General features: G+C 55.7%; 18 protein-coding genes. 6 read left to right on the top strand and 12 right to left on the bottom strand.

The genetic code is table 11. The annotated features are described in order from the left end of the window. Positions 1–146: 146 nt before the first annotated feature. The 6 genes from C4520_04505 to C4520_04530 all read right to left on the bottom strand — a co-directional run bounded on the left by C4520_04505 (position 147) and on the right by C4520_04530 (position 6,875). Entirely contained in the window at positions 147–1,424 is a 1,278-nt protein-coding gene (locus C4520_04505) for a (Fe-S)-binding protein (GenBank protein RJP24156.1), read from the bottom strand. A 125-nt stretch (positions 1,425–1,549) separates the two neighbouring features. Next, positions 1,550–2,761, bottom strand: a complete 1,212-nt coding sequence (locus C4520_04510; GenBank protein ID RJP24157.1) for an FtsX-like permease family protein — start codon at positions 2,759–2,761, stop codon at positions 1,550–1,552. Continuing rightward, a complete protein-coding gene (locus C4520_04515) occupies positions 2,746–3,495 on the bottom strand; it encodes an ABC transporter ATP-binding protein (protein RJP24158.1) in 750 nt (249 codons plus the stop codon). Before C4520_04515 ends, C4520_04510 begins: the two co-directional genes overlap by 16 nt. Beyond that, positions 3,492–4,787 carry an efflux RND transporter periplasmic adaptor subunit gene (locus C4520_04520; protein ID RJP24203.1) on the bottom strand — a complete coding sequence of 432 codons (1,296 nt, stop codon included), beginning with the start codon at positions 4,785–4,787 and terminating at the stop codon, positions 3,492–3,494. The genes C4520_04515 and C4520_04520 overlap by 4 nt, the downstream gene beginning before the upstream one ends. A 7-nt stretch (positions 4,788–4,794) precedes the next feature. Beyond that, the gene (locus C4520_04525; GenBank protein ID RJP24159.1) at positions 4,795–6,213 is read right to left on the bottom strand and encodes an efflux transporter outer membrane subunit; all 1,419 of its coding nucleotides are present in this window, start codon (positions 6,211–6,213) and stop codon (positions 4,795–4,797) included. Continuing rightward, positions 6,210–6,875 carry a TetR/AcrR family transcriptional regulator gene (locus C4520_04530; protein RJP24160.1) on the bottom strand — a complete coding sequence of 222 codons (666 nt, stop codon included), beginning with the start codon at positions 6,873–6,875 and terminating at the stop codon, positions 6,210–6,212. Before C4520_04530 ends, C4520_04525 begins: the two co-directional genes overlap by 4 nt. A 188-nt stretch (positions 6,876–7,063) precedes the next feature. On the opposite strand from C4520_04530, the gene C4520_04535 reads away from it, so the two are divergent. Next, positions 7,064–8,101 (top strand): DUF4126 domain-containing protein, encoded by a 1,038-nt coding sequence (locus tag C4520_04535; GenBank protein RJP24161.1) that lies wholly within the window; start codon positions 7,064–7,066, stop codon positions 8,099–8,101. Between the two features lie 52 nt (positions 8,102–8,153). Here the strand turns inward: C4520_04535 and C4520_04540 are convergent, their stop codons facing one another. Further along, positions 8,154–9,932: a hypothetical protein gene (locus C4520_04540; protein RJP24162.1), complete on the bottom strand. Its 1,779-nt coding sequence runs from the start codon at positions 9,930–9,932 to the stop codon at positions 8,154–8,156. A 57-nt stretch (positions 9,933–9,989) separates the two neighbouring features. On the opposite strand from C4520_04540, the gene C4520_04545 reads away from it, so the two are divergent. Continuing rightward, entirely contained in the window at positions 9,990–11,432 is a 1,443-nt protein-coding gene (locus C4520_04545) for a class C beta-lactamase-related serine hydrolase (protein ID RJP24163.1), read from the top strand. 3 nt (positions 11,433–11,435) lie between these two features. Further along, on the top strand, positions 11,436–11,948 hold the full coding sequence (locus C4520_04550) for an amino acid transporter (protein ID RJP24164.1): 513 nt from the start codon (positions 11,436–11,438) through the stop codon (positions 11,946–11,948). Positions 11,949–11,980: 32 nt separating this feature from the next. On the opposite strand, the gene C4520_04555 is transcribed toward C4520_04550, so the two are convergent. Continuing rightward, a complete protein-coding gene (locus C4520_04555; GenBank protein RJP24165.1) occupies positions 11,981–12,775 on the bottom strand; it encodes an enoyl-CoA hydratase/isomerase family protein in 795 nt (264 codons plus the stop codon). Between the two features lie 298 nt (positions 12,776–13,073). On the opposite strand from C4520_04555, the gene C4520_04560 reads away from it, so the two are divergent. The 3 genes from C4520_04560 to C4520_04570 are packed head-to-tail and all read left to right on the top strand — an operon-like array spanning position 13,074 to position 15,934. Further along, complete coding sequence (locus C4520_04560) at positions 13,074–13,814, top strand: (Fe-S)-binding protein (GenBank protein ID RJP24166.1); 741 nt, start codon at positions 13,074–13,076, stop codon at positions 13,812–13,814. Continuing rightward, positions 13,709–15,238 carry a lactate utilization protein gene (locus C4520_04565; protein RJP24167.1) on the top strand — a complete coding sequence of 510 codons (1,530 nt, stop codon included), beginning with the start codon at positions 13,709–13,711 and terminating at the stop codon, positions 15,236–15,238. Before C4520_04560 ends, C4520_04565 begins: the two co-directional genes overlap by 106 nt. Before the next feature lie 27 nt (positions 15,239–15,265). Beyond that, on the top strand, positions 15,266–15,934 hold the full coding sequence (locus C4520_04570; protein RJP24168.1) for a hypothetical protein: 669 nt from the start codon (positions 15,266–15,268) through the stop codon (positions 15,932–15,934). A 30-nt stretch (positions 15,935–15,964) separates the two neighbouring features. Here the strand turns inward: C4520_04570 and C4520_04575 are convergent, their stop codons facing one another. From C4520_04575 to C4520_04590, 4 genes are read right to left on the bottom strand one after another with little or no spacing between them, the layout of a single operon-like run. Next, positions 15,965–18,973: a hypothetical protein gene (locus tag C4520_04575; protein RJP24169.1), complete on the bottom strand. Its 3,009-nt coding sequence runs from the start codon at positions 18,971–18,973 to the stop codon at positions 15,965–15,967. Beyond that, complete coding sequence (locus C4520_04580) at positions 18,936–19,922, bottom strand: HD domain-containing protein (protein RJP24170.1); 987 nt, start codon at positions 19,920–19,922, stop codon at positions 18,936–18,938. The genes C4520_04575 and C4520_04580 overlap by 38 nt, the downstream gene beginning before the upstream one ends. Positions 19,923–19,936: 14 nt before the next feature. Continuing rightward, positions 19,937–21,226: a homoserine dehydrogenase gene (locus C4520_04585; GenBank protein ID RJP24171.1), complete on the bottom strand. Its 1,290-nt coding sequence runs from the start codon at positions 21,224–21,226 to the stop codon at positions 19,937–19,939. Between the two features lie 3 nt (positions 21,227–21,229). Next, entirely contained in the window at positions 21,230–22,411 is a 1,182-nt protein-coding gene (locus tag C4520_04590; protein ID RJP24172.1) for a pyridoxal phosphate-dependent aminotransferase, read from the bottom strand.

Raw genomic sequence — 22,411 nt, forward strand, 5'->3', positions numbered from 1 at the left:
AGAGAGCCAGAGAAAATGTAGTGCCTAGAGCTTTTTCTGTCTCTGTAAGTTCTTGATACAAAATAGCTTAATTTTTCAAACTGTCGAAAATGAGTCAAATTTTGGATGGATGATCTGATTTCCTTTCTCAGTCGAATCGACGCAAGCTATGCCATGCTAAAGAGGAGTTCGAGGAAGAACCGGACCTCCTGTTCGGTATAGGCGCTTGCCTCGATATTGGCGCGGGCATCCTCGATCACCCGGTCAACGTCGCGCCACTTCAGATACAGCGGCAGTTTGCTTTCATATTCGATGCCCAACGCCCGGCCCACCAGCGCCACGAAATTCACCACTTCAAATGGGTACCCCTGAGCTAGTCCCCTGAACGTTCGATTACAGCTCAAACACTGAGTAACCAGCAGTTCCGCGCCCGACTTCTTCGCCTCTTCCATCAGCAGCAGCCCCATCTGCTTTGCAGCGGCCGGGTCGTGCTGTGCCGCCGGACTGCCGCAGCAGCGCGTCTCTTTGCCGCGGTGCTCCAACTCGACCAGCCGGATTCCCGGGATCGCCTTCACTGCTTTTCTTGATCCTTCGAACTCGCCAAGGCCGCGCCCGAGCTGGCACGGATCGTGAATTGCGACCGTTTTCCTGATCGGCTTCTCGAATTTCAGGCGGTCGATGTTTTCGGCAAGAAATTGCGATAGGTGCATGGTCCGAAACGGCAGGCCTGAACAGTCGAAAAAACTCTCGCTCAACCGGATCATGCAGCCGGGACAAAAGAGGACCGCTGTATGCGGCGTGAATGCGGAAATCGACTGGACAAGACGATCCCCAAATTCGCCGCATTCCTCAGCCTTGCCGGCCAGCATATAGGCGCCGCCGCAGCAATGCGCGATCCCGCCCAGGGTGACATGGTTCAACTCCATCCGGTCGAGAATATCCAGGCACGCGAACAAATGGTCCGGCATCGTATGCAGCCCGCAACCGGGGAAAAAAACGACGTCGGCATGCGCGGGAGAAACGGGCGCCTCCGTAATCCACCGCTTCCGTGATGGGTCGGTCAGCAGCGCCGACATGATACCGAAGTAATTGAAATGCTCGCCCGCAAGCGCAAACGAATATGCCGGCGGCGCAGCGTGGCCGCGCCTGATCAATTCCATCCTCGAGATGATTCCGGTCTGAGCCGGGTTCAGACCCTGCGGGCAAACACCTTTACAGAAATGGCAACCCATACAGGAGAAGGCCATATCATACACCGCATCGGATGCCTCGCCGCCTTTGAGGAAAGCGATTCGCGCCGCCTGCAACTGCGCCGTATCCTTTTCGGCATAGCGGGAAAACGGCCGTATCGGACATACGCTCAAACACGTGCCGCATTCTTTGCAGCCCTCAATGATCTCCTGCTTGTCGTGAGCCATCCGTTCGATGAAGCTTGCGCCTGCCATATGTCCTCCGCGATCGCGTCGAGAAAAAACAAAGAGTCAATGAGCTTCAACTGAATGATTATAATGACGCGTTAACTTCTTTTCAAGGCACCGAGACGGGAGGAGAATTGGACGGGTTGCCGAGGTCACTCATATCGAAGCGCATCGATCGGGTTGAGGCGCGCAGCCTTTCGAGCGGGAAAATATCCGAAAACAATTCCCACCAGCCCGGAGAAGATGAAGGCAATCGTGACAATTCCTCCATTGAACACGAACGGAATCTTCAGAAAATGGGCGCCGCCGGCCGCCGCCGAAAGCCCGAGTATGATCCCGATGAGTCCACCAAAAGAGGAGAGGACCACGGCTTCCACCAGAAACTGTATCATTACCTCGCGCTCGAGCGCTCCGATGGCCAGCCGCGTGCCGATCTCACGGGTTCTTTCCGTGACGGAAACCAGCATGATGTTCATGATACCGATGCCGCCGACCAGCAGACTGATTGCGGCCACGGCGCCCACAAGCGCCGTAAGCATCCGGGTCGTGCTCGTCATCGTACTGATAATCTCTTTCATGTCGTGCAAATGAAAATCATCCTCGTCCTCCAGCGAGATGCGGCGGCGCTCGCGCAGCAGCCGCTCGATATCACTCTGCACTTTTTCCGTCGAAACGCCCTCTTGCGCCGTCACCAGAATGGCGCTGACGTCCTGATTGCCCGCAATGCGCCGCTGGAACGTTCTCAAAGGAATGAGCACGAAATCATCCTGGTCCATTCCCGTGCTTGATTGCCCCTTTGCTTTGAGAACTCCGACAACGCGGCATGATAGTTTCTCAAGACGCAACGACGAACCGATCGGATTTTGCGGTCCGAACAATTTCTCCCGAACCATTGATCCGATTATGCAGACCGGCTTGCCGCCTCGGAGCTCGCTTTCGTTGAATAGTCGCCCCGATTCAAGCGTCCAGTTGCGCACGATGAGAAAAGCGTTCGTGCTGCCGGTAACGGTGGTGGACCAGTTGTCGTTTGCCACGATTGCTTGAAGCGATCTGGATGCAACAGGGGCTGCCGCGATGACACCGCGGATTTCCTCCTCGATTGCAGCGGCGTCCTTCAAATCGAATGGCCGCTCCGCCGAGCGCGTGCCGCCGGGCCCCCGGAATCCCTGCCCCTGGTGCACCTGGAGCAGGTTTGCGCCGAGGCTGGAGATCTCAGTTGCTACCTGAGCGGTTACGCCGTCGCCCAGCGTCACCATGGTAATGACTGCGGCGACTCCGATGATGATCCCGAGAACAGTGAGAGAAGAGCGCAACACGTTGCGGCGAATTTCCCTCGATGCCAGCAGAATCATATTCCACCACATCCGGCAGGCCCTCCATTCTGCGCATCGTTTTCAATGGCGCCATCGAGAAAATGGACAATTCGCTTTGCATATGAGGCCATTTCGGCGGAATGTGTCACCATGACGATCGTGATGCCGCGCTCGCTGTTGAACCTGGTGAGCAGTTGCATGATCTCCCGGCTCCGGGCCGAGTCCAGATTTCCCGTCGGCTCGTCGGCCAGCAGGATCGACGGACTGGTAACGATGGCGCGAGCAATGGCAACCCGCTGTTGCTGCCCGCCCGACAACTCGCCGGGGGTATGCTTCTCCCATCCTTTAAGCCCGACGGCGGCGAGCGCCTCGCGGGCGAGCGCGTGCCGCTCGGCCGGCCGCAGACCCCGATAGATCAGGGGAATTTCGACGTTCTCGAGCGCACGGGTTCGGTTCAGCAGATTGTATCCCTGGAAGACAAACCCGAGGTAGTTGCGTCGTAAAAGCGCGCGCTGGTTGCGCGTCAACGTTCCTACTGCTATCCCCCTGAACAGATAACTTCCGGAGGTCGGAACATCGAGGCATCCAAGGATGTTCATGCAGGTGGATTTTCCCGAGCCGCTCGGGCCCATTACCGCAATGAATTCGCCTTCACTGATGAGAAGATCGATCCCGCACAGCGCCTCCATGGCCGCCTGGCCCTCGCCATACACTTTGCGCACACGCTTCAACTCGATCAGCGGGCGGCCCCGCTGGTCATTCCCCCCGTTGATGGTTCCCGTCATTTTCGAGCTTCCTCCAGGCCCACCAGCAGAGGAGTTCCCTCCTCAATTTCTCCGGAAACAATTTCTGTCATGCTTCCGTCCGTCGACCCCACAGTGATCGAGATGGCCGCGGGGTTCCCGTCCTTAAGCGTCCATACCAGCTTTTCCCCTTTGGGCCCTTGCGATTCCTTATCACCCGGCCTGGAACGCCCCCACCGCGGGCGCGGAAGAAGCCTTCCCGTAAGCGTCGCGGGAGGCGCCTCTTTTTCTTCTGAAGGCGGTGAGAAGCGAAGCGCCGCGTTCGGCGCCAGAAGAGCGTTTTGAACGTTTTTGACGGTTATATCGGCGGTCGCAGTCATTCCCGGTCGAAGCAGAAGGTCCGAGTTATTTACCTTCAGCGTGGTCTTGTAGGTGACTACACCGTTGACGGTCTGGGAACCGTACCGAACCTGGGAAACTGTGGCATGAAAATCCATATCGGGATAGGCATCCACCGAAAAAACGGCGCCCTGCCCCTCTTTCACCTGTCCCACATCGGCTTCATCCACGTCAACATGAAGTTCCATCTGCGCGAGGTCCTCTGCCAGCATGAACAGAATCGGCGCCTGAAGCGAAGCAGCGACTGTCTGGCCCGGCTCGACCTCACGCGTAAGTACGACGCCATTAATCGGCGATTGAATAGCCGCCTTTGTGAGATCGGTTTCAGATGCATTCAGATTGGCTTCGGCCTCGGCTACCTGAGCGACCGCACTTGCCTCCGCCGCTTGCGCCCGCTGGAATGCGGCCTCTGCAATCTCGATGTCATGTTCCGAAGGCGCTCGCTTCTCAGTTTTCTCCCACACCTCTTTCATCCGCTGCAGGGTGCTGCGGGTTTCCACGACATTCGCCTTCGCCTCAAGAACTCTCGCGCGCGCCGCCTCGAGCGCGGCTCGGAATTTTACCACCTGAGCTGTCAGTTTCTCCGTGTCCAGTCGTGCCAGCACCTGCCCGACCTCTACCGTGTCGTTATCATCCACCTCTACGCTTTCAATGATGCCCGATAACTCGCTGCCCACTTCCACCTGATTCGTCGGCTGCAATGTTCCGGTTGCGCTTATCGTCACGATCAAATCGCCTCGCTGCGCCGGCAATGTCTCATATTTCGGAACTCTTGCGATCGCGGAGGTCCGGCGCCATGTGACTGCCGCGAATATCACCGCTGCCAAAAGCGCGGTCACAATGAGGATTTGCTTTAGTTTTCTCGCGCGTCCCTGTGCGGGCCCGACTCCTAAGGTCTGCGCGACATTCTGTTCCGGTCTCTCTGTCAACTTCAGTCCCCCTTTATCCTTCAGTGGAAACAAGCGGCATCCATCCGCCGCCAAGTGCTCGGTAGAGACGGATCAAGTTCGATACCACCTCGCCCTCGCTTCTGGCCAATTGCTCCTCGAACGCCAGCAGCGAGCGCTGGGCATCCAGAACAATCTGAAAGTCGATCAACCCCGCGGCATATTGCATTTCGGCAAGCTCGGCTGCACGGGCCGCAGCCTCCGAAGCATTGAGCAGAGCCTGACGGCGAACCTGCTCATCGGCATAGGCGACCAGCGCGTTCTCGACCTCCTCCAACGCTGTCAAAATCGTAGTCTCGTATTGCAGTAGCGCCTGCTCGGCAAGGGCATCTTGCACCACGATATTTTGGCGAATACTACCCGCGGTGAAAACGGGCACGCTGAAATTCGGCCCGTAGCGATACGTATAGCTGCCGCCACGAAAAAGGGTATCAAGCGAGAGGGACTCGAGACCGATCGAGCCCGGCAATTGGAATCTCGGGTACAGATCGGCCGTCGCCACGCCAATGCGCGCCGTTTGCGCGGCTACCCGCCGTTCCGCCCGGCGGATGTCGGGCCGGCGCCTTAAAGCGTCAGCAGGCACGCCGACAGCGACTTCAAGCGGAATCACCGGGATAGGTTCCGGTTGCGACAACACATCATCAAGGGCGCCCGGCCGGTCTCCGAGCAACACCGCGATCCGGTTCTTTGCCTGCTCGATCTCGACTCGAAGCGGAGGAATCTGAGCGTGCGTGCTCTCGAGATTAGACGTGGCTTCCTCAAGATCAAGTCGGCTCGTCAGGCCGGCCTCAAAGCGAGCAAGCACAAGTTCATATGTGTCCTGCTGCTTCTCGAGATTGGATTCCGAAACGGATATCCGCGCCTGTAGCGTGCGCACGTTGATATAATTCAGCGCGACCTCCGAAACCAGTATCACCAGCACGTCGTGCAGGTCGGCCTCGCTCGCCTCGAGCTCTGCCACAGCCGCCTCGACCGAACGCCTCACACCTCCAAAAATATCCAATTCCCATGCTGCATCAAAACCGGTCGAATAAAAGTCTGCTCTCTCTCCGCTGCCTGTCTGCCCGCTGCTGCGGCTGTAGCTCCTGTCGCCGCCGCCGGTAATGGAAGGAAAGAGGCCGGCCCTGTTGATGCCCACGACCGCACGGGCTTCTCGAATGCGTGAAACCGCTTCGAGCAGGCCTAGGTTGTCCCTGCTCGCCCGCTCAATCAGGTTCGTCAAGATTGGGTCATTCAATATCGACCACCAACCGGCCAGTTCGGAAATATCGGGATTTTCGCCGCTCAGCCCACCCCTCGGTTCCGAACTCCATTGATCAGGCGCCGAAACTGTGGGAGAAACATAATTCGGTCCGACCGCCGCACATCCCGTTATCAACAACACCATCAGGATTGCAGAAATCTTTTTCGTCATCCTACCGCTTTCTCAGTCTCAATATCCTGCCGCACGCGCAAGATGCCCGCCAATGAGAAGTTCGCGATGTGCCGCGCCAGGAATTCGACTTCATCTCTGGTGGCAGTTCCCTTTCTGAGCAGCGGCGGGGCCTGAGGGCTGTGAATTTGGGCCTGCGACATGATTTGCCCCATGACGCTCGAACCGCATAATTCGATATGGTCGCCGGTGGCTCTCTCTCCAAGAAGATCGCGAACTATGACAGACAAAAGGTGTCGCGTTTTTGCTATCTCCTCATTGATTATGGAGAGTACCGCCGGTCGGGGGGCCATCCGTTCGTGCGCGAGGAGGACGCCCTGCCAGGCAGGCCGTTCCGGATCAAGAAATCTGTAAAGCAGATTGCGAACCAGCGTCTGCAGCCGCGATTCGGCGGATTGGCTGTCATCCATGTCCTTATCGACCGGGAAACTCTCTCTCATTCCCTCCAAGATGGAGATCATGACATCCTCATATAGACTCTCCTTGTCTCGGAAATAATAATTTACGGCGGCAACATTGGCTTCTGCAACGTCAGTTATATCCTTAACCGTAGTCTCTTTAAATCCTTTTTCAGAAAAGAGTTTCCCGGCAGCCTCTATCAACCTTTCTCGCGTGGATTTGCTGTGCCTCAGTTGCCGTTGCATCACCGTTTCCCGACCTTTCAAGCGAAGATTTCAAATGAACATTTCAAGCAGAATTATAGATCGAGAAACTATTCCTGTCAAGTCCTCCTCGAAAATCACACACACAGAATGAATAACGAGTTCATGGCCGCGTCTGTTATAATGACTAAACCGGATGCATTCTCGTTCGTCTAACAAGGGGAAAGCAAATGGAAGCTTTGATAAAGCTCAGCAGTGTAATGGGGCTGTCGCTGACGTCAGGAGTCAATCTTTATGCCACGGTGGCGGTCGTCGGACTTGTCTCAAAGTTCAACATGATAAAAGGTCTGCCGCCGGAGTTTCAGGCATTCGATAATGACGCGGTAATTTTTCTTGCCATTGCTCTCTATCTTTGCGAATTTGCCGTTGACAAGATTCCCGGGTTCGACAGCCTTTGGGACAGCATCCATACAATTATCCGTCCCTTCGGCGCCGCGCTGGTATCGTTGACCATTGTTGGCGAAGCCGATCCGTCTGTTGAAGTGCTTACCGCCTTGTTGGGATCGAGTCTGGCTCTGGCCACGCATACGGCGAAAGCGGGAACCCGATTGGTCGTTAACACGAGTCCTGAACCCTTTTCCAACATAGCTCTCAGTGTTGCGGAGGACGTGGGCGTCGTTGGATTTTCATTGCTGGTGATCTCGCATCCTGTGATTTCCCTGATCATAAGCCTGATACTGTTGATCTTGCTTGTCTGGTTAGGACCGGGCCTATGGCGCGGCGCATTACTGGTTCTGAAGGCGATCGTGGTGAGGCTTTACACGATCTTTTCGGGCGCGGCCGCTGCTTCTCCTGAAGCGCTGCCCGATGGAATTGCGGAATTGGTTGACGAGGAGTTTTCCAAAGGTGAACCGGTCCGTGCCACTATCCAAGGATATCTCCGCAAGGTAAAGGGCTGCGGCAGAAACCGAAAAGGCTACATGATCCTCACGGATAAGAGGATTCTGTTCGTTTTCCGAAAGCTTTTCCGATCTCAGGTAAAATCTTGGGATCTTTCAGAGGTGGAAAAGGCAAAGCTTCAGAAGAAGCTTCTATTTGACATACTTGCGATCAAGAGCGATGGCAAGTTTTTTCAGGTTATTGTCCTCAAGAACAGGAGCGGCCTCGCAAGAAAGGCGCACGAATTACTTTCCGGAGCGACCGGCGCCGAGGATTCGGAAGCGCCGGCGGGACGAGGCGAGCCGCGACCGGGTATCGTCGACAGTTGAAACATCCCTCCTGAGAAAAACCTGGGACTCGCCATGCTCACCGCCAAAAGTATTACTGTGGCACTCCCACATCATAGGGCGATATCGGGAGAGGAATTTTCGCCTGCGACTTTTCCAGTCCTCTCCTTGCAGTCTTCATCTCCGAAGCAAACGCCGTGAAGTCCGGCTGTGATTGAAAATGTTCAAGAGCGGCATGATAATGGCGGATGGCTTCTCCTCGCAGCCCCAGCCTGTCGGCGAGTATTCCCCGCGCAACAAGCGCAAGCCCTCGAACATCGAACGGCGCCTGTTTGTCGGCAGCCGTCTCGAGAGCGGCATACGCCCCTTTGGTATCATTTAAAGAAGCGAGTGTGCTCGCATAGCCCAGGGCCAGCCGGCGCGTATTCAAAGCGCCGGGGTTCGAATCGAGCAGGTGAATCCACGTCTTTCGGGCTTCCTGAAATTTCTCCTCGCGATGCAGTTTGAGGGCTGACCGCGCTGTCTGTATCTCCTTTCGCTCCTGGTCGAGCGCCCCGGTCGTTAGCAACTCGCTTGCCGGGAAAGTCGGAGGGACCGACTTCTTGAAAAACGTGAACGGGACATAGGAACCGTATGGCGCGTGCGGCTGCATGACGGTGGAATGCCACAGCGTCAGCGATGAAGGATGCACCACAACCGGATTTATCACATTCGGATTGCCCACACTCGGCTCATTGGCGAAGGCGGCGCCGGTGCGGTCGCGCAGAATCTCTACCGCCAGCTCAGGGGTAAGGTTTCCGAGATGCCGGCGCACTGCCGCTTCCATTGCCGCTCTCCGCTGAAACGAATCCGGGTGCCGGTAGCGGTCGTATGGTATCATCTTTTGGGTCCGCGCATGATTGGCCTGTCCAAACCAGTCCTCATCAGGACGGTACACCGCGAAACGGGTCGGAGTCCATTCCACCATCGCGATATCGCCGGTTGCGTCGGCCATCACATAAAAGGCTGAGAGCCCGCGGCGCCCCGACGCCGCGATTAACTGAATCGCTTCCTCCACGGTCTTTGCCTTCTGCAATACGCTTCGATGCGGCCAGGCGGGAAAAAAGAGACTGACGCGCGGCTCGCTCACAAAAAAGTTCAAGGATACCGCAAGTCCGGCCTCATTCAGGCCAACCGTCGGCAATCCTACCAGCGGCCAACCGGTAAAAATGTAATCGAGGTCTCCCTCCGTCGGGTGATAAATGGCGACAACTGGACGCCGCAGGCCGTATGCGTCGCCCCAATCCACGTTTCGGCCGATAAGGGATTGTCCATCAGCCGTAGCGCTGCGAGTGGCTGCAAAGACGGTGGAACCGCCCGCAAGGCTGAAAAGCGCCCTCATCACATTCCGGCGAGGTACGCGAAGCACTGAGGCGATACCTCCTATCTCATCTTGGAAATGGCTGTCATCGCCGAACGGGGCAACGGCGCTGTACAGAGGAATCATTATGTAATTGAAAAACCTCCCTCCAAAACCTGCTCCGGATGCGAGCTGTGTAAAATCTTCAAGCTGCATCTCGTAAACGCGGCGGAGGTCGGGCCCCAGCAGTTCCGCCTGCTGCTTGCCCATCTCGTGGTAGGTGCCGTACAGGTGGAGAACTATCAGATCTCCGATGTCTTCGCGGCGAGGCTGTTCCGCATAAGCTGATCCGATCAACAGCAGAAAAACGATGATGAACAGCGCGAGGCGCCACCTCTTCATAAGCAGTATCTCCTCATCCAGTTCCCATGGAGGGTGATTGACAATAAGAGAATTATACACTTTCAATGGGAAAATTGCAGGAAAATCGATTCGCTCGGAGAATCGTCCATTTGATATAATGAGGCTCAGCATTCAGGAGAAGACCAAACGGGTGCGTATGACATTTCAATCTCGGCGGGGGGAAGCGCTATGAACAAGCTGCTGAAGAGAGTACTTCTGGGGCTCGGCGTGGTGGCCCTGATTCTTGCGGGATATGTCTTTTATTTCATCACTTTTAAAGTCGCTCCTGTCGGCGCGGGATACAAGGCAAAGATGCTGTGTTCTTATCTTTTCATTCAGAACCGGCCCATCCAGAATATCCTTGAAAATGACCTCGAGCCGTTTAATCCGCTGATGAAGTTGGTGGACGTCGACGTCGATTACGAGCGGAAATCGGTAACCGCCACCGCATTCGGTTTCGTCAAGAGACGCGCCGTCTTTCGCGACTGCGCCGGCTGCACGATCATACCACCCTCATGGGAGGCGCAGCAGGTGCAAACTCCGGCTGAATGTATCGAGCCGGAGCCGGCAGATCCCGCGGTCGTGCCCTGGCCGACGGGCGACCTCGATGCAACGGCCGATTTCCCTGAGGTCGATCAAGGGAAGTTAGCGGCTGCGCTCGATCGAGAATTTTCCGAACCCGATCCCGCGAAGCCGCGGCGCGCGCGGGCGGCTGTTATTGTTTATAAAGGGAAAATCGTTGGGGAGCGCTATGCCCCCGGTTTTGACAAGGACATGCCCATGCACGGATGGTCGATGACGAAGAGCATCACGAGCGCTCTCATCGGGATATTGAAAGGCCGGGGAAAATTTTCCGTCGACGATCCGGCTCCTATCCCCGAGTGGCGAAAACCTGGCGTCCCGCATCGAAAGATAACCGTCAATCATTTGCTTCACATGAGCGCCGGCTTCGATTTCCACCACGACCTGAACCCTTCGGGACAGAGACAGCAGGCCTTGTTCGGGGCAATCGATTCGACCGCATACTCGACTTCGTGCGCCCTCGAGGTGGAACCCGGCAGCAGGTGGGAATATGCCAACGCCAATCCCCATTCACTCTGGAAGATTATCCGAGATACCGTCGGGCCCGATGAATATCCGACTTTCCCGCGACGAGCTTTGTTTAACAAGATCGGCATGCGCAGTGCACTGATCGAGCCTGACCCGTATGCTAATTTTGTCGGCACCTCCTTCGGGTGGGCAACCGCCAGGGATTGGGCGCGATTCGGACTTCTGTACCTTAATGACGGCCTCTGGCAAGGCGAACGCATACTTCCCGAGGGATGGGTGCAGTACACGCGAACTCCCGCCCCCGCCGCTAAATTGAAGCACTATGGCGCACTTTTCTGGTTGAATGCGGGCGCAGAAGAATTCGGAGCGATGAAACCCGAACAAAAAGGAGGCAGAAATCAGCCGCCTTTCCCGAAGCTGCCCGTAGATGCTTACTTTGCCATGGGACACGACGGGCAGGTGGTCGCCATCATTCCATCACGCGATCTGGTCGTCGTGCGACTGGGATTGAGCCGGTCATCCGAAACGTGGGATTACGAAGGCTTTATTGCAGATATACTGGCATCAATCAAGGAAGCGTGAATATTGAAAGAAACAATGACGGCTGCGGATGTCGCTGAGATCATGGATATTCTCGAAAATGCAGGCATTGACGTGTGGCTCGATGGCGGATGGGCCATTGATGCGCTGCTCGGAAAACAGACGCGCCCGCATGAGGACCTCGATGTGGTTGTTGCCCTCAGTCAAATAGACAAGATAAAAAGTGAGCTGGCGACGGAGGGTTTTTCAGTCACTGAAGATGAATTGCCGACGAGATTAGTCCTGAAGGACACGAGAGGCCGCCAGATAGATTTTCACACGGTTACATTCGATAGCGAGGGCGGAGGAGTGCAAGTACTGCAGAATGGGCGCTCTTACAGATATCCTCCTCAAGGTTTTACGGCGATGGGGGAGGTGAACGGGCGGCGCATGAAATGTTTGAGCGCGGAGGTTCAGGCGGAGTGCCATTATGGATATGAGCCGGATGAGAAGGACTGGCACGATATGAAGATCCTGCGCCAGCACTTCGGTATAAAGATTTATTCTCCTTACTTGTAATCCGACCGCTGTTCTTGTCACACAAACTCTCATCATTCACCTTTAAAGGTCGGCTTTCGCTTCTCCAGGAAGGCCGCGACGCCCTCATTGAAATCCTGCGTCATCTGAGAGAGCAGAACCTGATCCGAGTCCATATGCATAATGGCCGCATCGATTGCCGATGAGATGGCGTTCACGCTGCGCTTGACCATTTGCGCGGCGATCGGGGGCATTGCGGCATATTCTTCGGCAATTTCGCCCACGCGCTTCATCAAGTCCCTCTTTGGAACGACCTCGTCGAGGAAACCCCAATCGAGCAGGGTTTGTGCTTTTTCTCGCCTCGCAAGAATGACGAATCGTTTGGTCCTCGCGGGGCCAATCAACCTCACGCAAAGAGGAAGGCTCACCCAGCTCAAGGGGATTCCCAATCCGACTTCGGGATAGGCGACGAAGCAATCATCCGCACCGATGCGAAAATCGAGCGCTGATACAATGCAGGCGGCTCCACCGAGTGCGCCGCCGTTAATGGCGGCAATGGTGATCTGATTCATTTCGACCAACCTTTGAATCAAGCGGGGCCCCAGGTGAAACTGCCGCTGTCTCTCGAGAATGCCGGCCTGTCCCGGCAACTTCGTGCGCTGGTCCTGCAGGTCTCTGCCGGCGCTGAAATGTTTGCCCGCGCCGGTGAAGATAACAACGCGCGTTTCGATGTCCTCCTGAAACTCCCCCACAACATTTTGCAGTTCTTTCATCAGGTCGATACTGAGAGCGTTAAGCTTGTCAAGCCGGTTCAAAGTCACAACAGCCACATGACCGCTTTTCTCGACCATCAGATGCTCATAAGCCATTTTTCATCTCCTGTAGATTTTTGTTTCGTTATGGCCTGGACTCGAAATCGATTTCAAAGTATATCAAAAAATGTCCGGCGAACATATTCTTGCCGTTCATTGCACGACGCCATCTGGTATAATAAAAGGACTCCCGGCAAGAGCGTTAATGCATCACTGGTTGGAGAGGAAGTATGACCCTTGCGGTAATTCCTTCCTGATCCTGTGCGACTAGATTATTCCATCGACAGAAAGTGATCCCGGCAATAAGCAGAGCCATGCTTGGGCGCGGCATATGGAGAAGGAACTCCATGCTAACATGAGAAACGTATCGCTGTTCGTTCCGTGCCTGGTCGATCTCTTCATGCCTGAAGTGGGGGAGGACTGCATTACGCTGCTTCGCCACCTCGATATCCACCCCATTTACCATGCGGAGCAAACATGCTGCGGACAACCGGCGATCACGGCCGGCTACCGGAAACAGGCAAAAGAGGCTGCTCGCCATTTTATCAGCGTATTCGAGCACGACGAGGCGATCGTTTGTCCATCAGGTTCCTGCGTGCATACGGTGCGGCGGCATTACCCGGATCTTTTTGCAGACGAGCCGCGGTGGCGCAGCAGAGCTGAACAGCTCGCGCCGCGGGTGTACGAGCTTTCACAATACCTTGTCGATGTCCTGGGAGTCGAAGATATCGGCGGAGTGCACGCAGCGAAAGTCGCCTATCACGCTTCATGTCAGCTTCTGCACGGTCTGGGTGTGACGGAGCAACCGAAAAAGCTGATTCGATCGGTCGATGGAGCGCAACTGGTGGAGATGCGCGGCTCTGAGAAGTGCTGCGGCTTCGGCGGCGCATTTGCAGTCGCGTACCCGGACATTTCCGAAGCCATGGTGAGCGAGAAGGTCGCACATTACCTTGAGAGCGGCGCCGACGTTCTTGTTGCCTGCGACCCGGGATGTCTTCTGAACATCGGCGGCTACCTCAGCCGTCGCCATTCAGACAGGAAAGCTATTCACCTGGCGAGCTTTCTGGCGAATGCGGTAAGGAATGGCAAAGTATGAAAATCAATACCAATGAATTCGTCGAGGTGGCGCAACGGGAGCTGACCAACAAGCGAACCAGAACGCTGCTCGATATGATCTCATCGGTCGTTGACAACCTGCGGGATTCCGCGATGTCTTCTTTCCCTGATCCCTCAGCCGCTCTCGAATACGGACGGGCGATCCGCGCAGAATCGCTTGCCCGCCTGCCGGAGCTCCTCGATCAATTCGAAAAGAACGCAGTCGCGCACGGAGCCAGCGTCTTCTGGGCGCGTACTGCAGACGAGGCCAACCAATTCGTGCTCGATCTCGCCCGCAAGCGAAACATCAAGTACGTCACCAAAGGCAAATCGATGGTGACCGAAGAGATTGGCCTGAATGACGCTCTCGCAGCCGATGGAATCGACGTTTTTGAGGCCGACCTGGGAGAATTCATCGCGCAACTGCTCAAACGACCTCCTTTTCATATCGTCGGGCCCGCCATAAATGTACCAGTAGACGAAATCTCCGCTTTGTTCCTGAAAAAGGGACTGATCGAACGCGCGACGCAAGACCCCGTCGAACTGGGCGCCGCCGCCAGGCGTTACCTCCGGCAAAAATTCCAGCATCTCGAGATGGGGATTACCGGCGTCAATATGGCCGTTGCCGAGACGGGCGCAATTATCAACGTCGAGAACGAGGGCAACATTCGATTTTCGAAGTCGTCTCCGAAAACGCAGGTGTCATTCATGACGATCGAGAAGGTCGTACCGACGATGCGCGATGCCATGCATCTGCTGCGGCTCCTTTGCCGCAACTGCACGGCACAGAAGATATCAGCCTACGTCAGCATGGACAGCGGTCCGAAAAAGCCCGGGGAGATCGATGGCCCGGAGGAGCTCTTCATCGTCATTCTCGATAATGGACGATCGGCCATCTACGCCAATGAGAACCTGCGGGAAGCGCTGCGCTGCATTCGTTGCGGAGCATGCATGTACGGGTGCCCGATCTATATGAAAATCGGCGGTTATCCCTACGGCTGGGCCTATTCGGGGCCGATGGGGCAGGTGGTCAATCCGCTGCTGCTCGGACTGGACAGGACGCAGCACCTGTACCGCGCCTGCACCCTGTGCGGGAAATGCAAGAGCATCTGCCCGGGCGGGATCGACCATCCGAAGCTGTTTCTGCTGTATCGCTCGATGGATGTCGAAGGAGATGTCCAATTGAAAGGACAGAGTCGGCCTTGGCTCGAACAAAAAGCCATGAATATTCTGTCATGCGGCGCGCGACGCGCATGGCATTGGAACGCCGGCGTAAAGGGGGCGCGGCCCGTCGTCAACCTGCATGCCCGCGGCAATGTCATCTCGCAAATGCCGCTTCTAGGTGGCTGGTTCAGGTGCCGCGATTTGCCCGCCGTCGGGCGCAAAACTTTCCGGGAACGAATGAAGGAAACCGGCCAATATTAGCATCGAAAAGTTCTGAAGGATGATGAAATGACGAATCCGCGAGAGGACATCTTCAGCAGGTTGAATTCGGCGCGAGGAACCGAACTGCCTCAAAGACCCTTTGTCCCGCCGCTCTCCGAGATCTCCCATGATCGCGATAGGATGATACGCGCGTTCACAGATAACCTCACAGCCCAAACGGCGGTTGTTCATCATGTGGCGGATTTCGCGGCGGCAGCCGAGAAACTGGCCGAAGTCGTTGCCGCTGAAAATATAAAGAGTGTAGTTGTTTCCTCGGACGCCGTTATCCGGAAACTTGATCTGCCGGAGTGGGGCAGGAAGCATAACCTCACGGTTCTTCAGGCAGAAGATTGTACGGGAAGAGAACATTTCAAGAATATGGTGTTTGCTGAGGCCGACGCGGCAATTACAGGCGCCGATTTTGCCATAGCAGAATCAGGCACGCTGTGCCTCATTCACGATAAGGATCAGCCCCGCCTTATTTCACTTGCGCCGATCATGCACATTGCGCTCGTTCCTCTCGAACGGCTGTTCCCGGTCTACGAGAGCGCAATCGATCGGATATTCGGCGACCCGCACAATGTGCCAAGCCATGTTACCTTCATCACGGGCCCCAGCATGACTGCCGATATTCAGGGTGTTCCCTTCAAAGGAATGCACGGGCCAAAGAAGCTTACGGTCATTCTTATCGGCTGAGCCGAAGCTTCTTCTCCATCATTTGCCCGCTCATTCAAGGATTCTCCGGCGCCTTCTCAAATGGCGGATGATGGACATGAGCGCGAGGAGCGCCGCCACCAGAGAAGTTTTCGCCGGCCACGGCAGACCTGCGGCGGCAGAGGAAGGCGGAATTCCCGGAGGATCAAAAATCCCGTTCCCGTCGATATCGACAAAGATGGGGTTGCTGAATGCAAGCGGCACGAAACCCGGCGCAATGATGTTGTACAGGCCGCCCGGCGGCTGAGGGATCCGCAGCGGATCATTTGCGGTGCTGGTCTCCACCGTTACCCATGCATCGCTCTCTAATCTCAAAATAATATCTTGATCGAACCGGTTGATGCCGGATTTGGAGTCTACCGGATATTGCGCCTGCTGTTTTCCATTTGCATAAATTCTGATCTGATCAAGAGGGATCCAGGGAGCGGCAAGCACCTTCACATTCAGAGTTACCTCGTTCTCTTCGGGAGTTATGATGTCTCCGGGCAGCGCTTGTTCATTGACGGTGAAGTAGACAAGCGGACCCGTAGTTCCGAACAGCCTTTGATTGCTGATCTGCTTCATGATATCGCGCTCGGTTGCGCGCTCGGCATCCGGATTCTGTAACAGTATGTAATTTCGGGGATATCCTCCGATCTGCGCCTTGATGTGAGTATCCGAATTTGCCGTTGCGGCTTTACTGAACCCCTGATTCAGCAGGCTGAACCAATCGCTGCGGAGAAGAAGATACTCGTCATAAGCGGTTCCGTTCAGCAATTCCATCGCATCGAAATCGATATCGCGTATTCCGCTCGACTTCTTTTCGAGCAGCAGGTTGTTCGGAAACTCGTTCATCGGCTGGGAGGGCTTGTACGAGAGCGGTCGTCCGAATTCGGTTCCAAGCGCATGAAAAAAGGAAGCGCCTCCATCAGGTTCACTGCCGCGCCCGTGGTTCACTTGGATCACAATGTCGCCGTCTCCGATGTCTCTGAGGCGTTCATACAGCACGCGAGGCCGGATTCCCTCGTCGAGCGGCATCCCGTTTCGCGGGAGCAACGCGTTGAACCGAAGCGGCCATGCGTTGTAGTGTCCAATGGTAAATGGAGTGGACCGCACCATCAGCATACTGGTCGCCTCGACACCCACTATTGAAGCTATCCGGTCCGACAGACCCATCGTGGAGATGACGGGAGCATAATCTGTCAAAGTATCGTGATCGGTCGCAATCAGCAATTCGACGCCCTCCGCCACAAATGAAAGAACCCGCTGCTCCTGTGGAAAGGCGCTGTCCATGCTGGCGATCGAGTGCACATGAAAGTCGCCGGTCATCATGCCGGGCGTTTCAATCACCCGCTCGAGTTGCAGGCTTGCGAGGGCCTCGTCGTTCGGGCGCTCAACCATAACTTCTTGCCGGTCGACGGAATATTCGAAACCATGTGTGGCCACCACTTCATAGCGCCCGGGCCTGAGGCCCACACGGACGGGTCCGGTCTCTTGCCCGCTCAAGAGGAGCCAGTTAGCCGCAAAGCTCGAGGGCGTGGTGCGGTTTCCGACAGTGAAATGAAGAAGATCGGAACCCAGATCGGGATCCGGCGTCCCCTGAATCCCGCGAATGATAACCCGCGCCGGCACCGCTTGGCCCCCTTCCTTTACCTCGATCAGCAGCGCAGCCTGCGGCGGGGCCTCGATCGTTCCAAGATCCGTGACGGAGCCTGCGACTGCAAACGGTATTCTCAGAGGGTCCAGATCCGGTGATTCGGGTCGCGCATCCCTTTCCGCGAAAAAAATCTCCGCAGTATATTCGCCGGAAGGCAGGACTGCCTTGAACCGTCCAGCTTCCGGGCCTTCTCTTACCGGTCGAATTTGTGTTACAGGGAACTCATCTTTATCAATTATAAGAATGGAGCATCCTGCGGCCGGCGGAGATACTCTGCCGGTGATTCCCGATTCCCTGTCCGCCATCCCCAACAGGGGAAAAATGATGTCCGTCGCCGATGCCGCATCATTATTCTCACCAACAACGACAATGCGGTCATATGTGAAATCCTGCCCCGCCCTAATTCGAAAGAACGGGGTTTTCCAGAAATCAAAGGTTCGATTATGGTCGCCTGTAAAGATTCCGATTGCTGAAACCATCCTGTCATTGATTCCCCAAAGCAGAGCGTTTTTTGCGTATTCCGTTGGAGAACAAAGTCCGTACGAGATCGGCGGGAGCCCATCGACGCCCCCACCAGCTATGTACGTGTAGCCGCCCATCCCCCGCATCAATGAGATGAAACTGCTGGTATCGAGATCGGGATGCCGGAACCCGCGGGGCGCGCCGCGGGCAGATCCCATCCGTACGGGACTGCCGGCAAACGGCTTGACCGTGTCGTCTCCCCAGTAGATGATGTCCGCGACATTAAAGATAGAGATTGATTTGGAAGAGGGATTCCGAATCGTGGTCGTAACATGAAGAAAGTGCTCGTCCGAGTTCAAGCGGTACGTCGTCTCAACCTGTATGTTCGCGGCTGCCGCCTCATCGGGCACACCAAAGCCGTGTTGCTGCGGGTGCAATCCGCTTGAGGTGGAGACGAGGATCGCTGCCCAGTCGTCGCCGGATTCCGTTCTTATCGTATCGTATGGGATTACGATGTCGCGGTTCATGTTCAAAAGCTGCAACATCTGCACGAACTGGTCTGTTTTGTTCGAGACCAGACCCAGATCGATCAGACTTCCTCCAGCGGGCGAAATCATGTTCTGGTTTTCGACATCGTCGACAATCGCCCAGATGTGCCGGTTGGCGAGATACCAGTCGCCGATTCCGCCGGTGCGGTCCGGCGAATCACAGAGAAGCCTCCGCGCGTTTTCTTCGGTTATTCGGATAGCGACGACGGACTCGTCCGCAATCGCCATGGGGGATAGCAAAACGGCGGTAATGCAAATCAGGAGCGCAAGCCGAAATGGCCGAAGAGTACTGCAATGCTTGATTCTCGTCAAGAAAAGCTTTTGCATCAGGCGATGGTTAGCCCGGACTCTGTTCGGGAGAGAGATCGGTTTCATACGTAGGCTTCTTGTAAAGAATTCTCTCGAGCGCTTTCTGGTACGCAGTCCAGGGGGAGTCAGGGTCGCGGTTGTCGGAGAGAGCACGGGTGAAAATCTCGACCTTGACGTCGAGGTCGTCGGCCCGATGAAGGATTTCAGCTTCCAGGATCATCGGCGGCCTCGGAGACCCCCACTCCGACTGGCCATGGTGTGAGAGAACCATGTGTTCCACGAGCATCTTGAGCTTCGGCGGGAACCCGGATATCTGCGCGATCTTTTCGTCTATCATCTGAATGCCGATGACGATGTGGCCGAGAAGATTGCCCTGTTCCGTATAATTGATTGACGGCAAAGCCTCCAACTCTTCAATCTTCCCAATATCATGCAGAATCGCCATCGTGATGAGCAGATCCGCGTCGAGAGCGGGGTAGTGGGTTGTCAGGTACTCGCACAGGCGCACGGTCGAAAGCGTGTGTTCGAGCAGACCGCCCACAAAAACGTGATGAATGCTCCGCGCGGCCGGCGCCTTGAGGAATTTCTTCACAAAACGCTGGTCGTCGAAAAATCTCTCCAACAGCGCCTTCAAGTGAGGATTGGCCACCTGTTCCGCATATGCGCGAAGCTCGAGGAAAGTCTCATCAATGTTGTTGTCGGTATGCGGGAGATAATCCGCGAGATCAAATTCTTTCGGGTCGGCAAGCCGCAACCTCTTGATAACAAGTTGCAGTTCCTTGTTGTACAATTCCGCGTTCGCGTCCACTTTGATGACATCGTTCACTTTGAAGGTGTCATAGAATTCGAGAGCGCTATCCCAGAGTTTTGCGGAGACACTGCCGGTTTTGTCTTGCAGGATCATGCTGATATATGGCTTGCCGCTCTTCGTGGTCAGGAGTTGCTTGGATTGGACCAGGAAGTGAGAAACGATGCGCTCGCCTTCGGTCAATGCGGAAATGAATAGCTTGTCCATGGCCGACTCCCCGTTCAGGAGATAATGCGAATGAGCGCGCTCTTCGCCTCAATGCTGTCGAGTTTGTCAATTTCCGAGAGAGCCCGCCGCACGTCGCGTTCGACCGCCTCGTGCGTCATCATGACGACGGGAACGCGCTTGCCGCGATGCTGCACCTTCTGGATCACTGAAGCAATGCTGATGCCATGCTTGCCCAACACGCCCGATACCTGTCCGAGCACTCCCGGATTATCGAGCGCGGTAAAGCGGATATAGTAAAGCGAGGTGATATCTTCAATGTTTTTCACGGACAGGTTGTTTGCGTACGTGAAAGGCTGCGTTCGTACCGGCGATTTGAAGGACATATTCTTACCGATATCGACCAAATCGCTGATGATGGCGCTCGAGGTGGGAAACTTGCCCGCTCCTTTGCCATAGTACATCGTGGTGCCCACTACGTCGCCGTGAACGAGCAATCCGTTGTACTCGTCGCGTATCGAAGCAAGGAGCGAATCCTTCGGGACGAGTGTCGGGTGTACGCGCACCTCGATCTGCTCACCCGCCAATTTTGCGATCGCGAGAAGCTTGATGACGTATCCGAACTCCTCGGCATGTGCTACATCTTCGAGAGTTATCCCGCTTATTCCTTCGACATGCACGTCGGCGAGGTCGATCCGTGAATTGAAGGCGATTGAAGCGAGAATGGCCAGTTTGTGGGCGGAATCGTAGCCTTCGATGTCGAGCGTCGGATCCGCCTCAGCGAAGCCTTTCTTCTGCGCCTCTTTCAGGGCTCGCTCGAACCCCATCTGTTCAGAGGTCATGCGCGTGAGAATGTAGTTGCAGGTGCCGTTTACGATTCCGTAGATATAGTCGATATTGTTCGCGACCAATCCCTCGCGTAACGCCTTCAGAATCGGTATGCCGCCCGCGACGCTTGCCTCGAAACAGAGATCGACTTCATTTCGCGCAGCCAATTCCACCAGTTCCGCGCCCTGCTTCGCGAGCAGCGCCTTGTTGGCGGTGACCACGTGCTTTTTCCTGTTCAGCGACTCGATAATGAAATCGCCGGCGGGCGAATACCCGCCGATCAGTTCGACCACGACATCGACCGAATCGTTCTTGATCAATTCGCCTGCGTCCGTGGTGAAAATTCCGTCGGGAATGCCGAGGCGCTGCCGCAATGACTGATCGAGATCGGCCGCCTTCCTGATCACCAGCTTTATGCCGGTGCGGCGGGCGATCTCATCCGAATGGCGAACCAAAGTCTCGTATACACCCGAGCCGACTACTCCCAATCCGATTATGCCAACGCCTACTTCTTTCATTTATCATGCCTCTCTGACACAGTCCGAAATCCGGCTCAGTCCTTCGCCGATATTCTTTTCCGACGTGGCGAAGGAGAACCTGACCCGGGTGGAATCGCCGAAATCTGTCCCTGGAACGGCGGCGACTCTTGCCACGTCCAGCAGCACCTTGCAAAAATCGTCGGCCGTTCTGATGGTAATACCCCTGAGTTTTCTGTCGACGAAGAAAGAGATGCTGGGGAAATAGTAAAACGCTCCTGCGGGCGGAGGAGTATCGTCCTGCAGAAGCTCGTTCAAGCCCTCGGAAAGAATTCTTCTCCGCTTATCGAACTCCTTCAGCATCACTTCGACCAAAGCGTAATCTCCCGTCAACGCTGCAATCGATGCCTTCTGCGAAATCGAGCAGGGGTTGGACGTCGATTGGCTGGTCATGTTGCCGATGGCCTTTATATAGGAGGCGGGGCCGCCGGCATAGCCGATGCGCCAGCCCGTCATCGAATAGGTTTTTGAGACCGCATTGACGGTGAACGTCAGATCCTTGAGCCCTTTATCGAACGACGCAATGCTGTGGTGTTCGTTGCCGTCGTAGAGAATCCTCTCATAGCATTCGTCCGAGAGAATCAGGATGCGATGTCTAAGCGCAACTTCTCCGATCGCTTCAAGCTCTTTCCTTGAATAAACCGCGCCTGTCGGATTGCTGGGGCTGTTGAGCACCAGCAGCTTGCTCTTCGGCGTGATCGCCGATTCGAACTGGTCTGAAGTCATCTTGAAGTTGCGCGTCTGAACAAAGCTCGGGATGCCGCCGGTCAGACATACCTGTTCCGGATAGCTCACCCAGAAAGGGGAGGGGATCAGCACTTCATCCCCCGGATCGCACACCACCTGGAAGATGTTATAGATAAGCTGTTTCGCGCCGCACCCGATCGTGATCTCGGCGCGCTCGTAGTCGATGCCGTTGTCTCTCCTGAATTTCGCCGCCACGGCGTCTTTCAGTTCCGGCATGCCGGAGGCATCGGTATATTTTGTGAAACCTTCCTTTATCGCCTGGATCGCGGCGGCTTTGATATGATCCGGCGTATCGAAATCAGGTTCGCCGGCGCCGAAACCGATAACATTTATTCCTTCCGCCCGCATCGCTTTGGCCTTTGCCGTGATCGCCAGCGTCGACGACGGTTTTAAACAGCGCGCTCTTTCGGAAAGAGCCAT

The organism is Candidatus Abyssobacteria bacterium SURF_5 (genome assembly GCA_003598085.1).
GTDB lineage: Bacteria > Abyssobacteria > SURF-5 > SURF-5 > SURF-5 > SURF-5.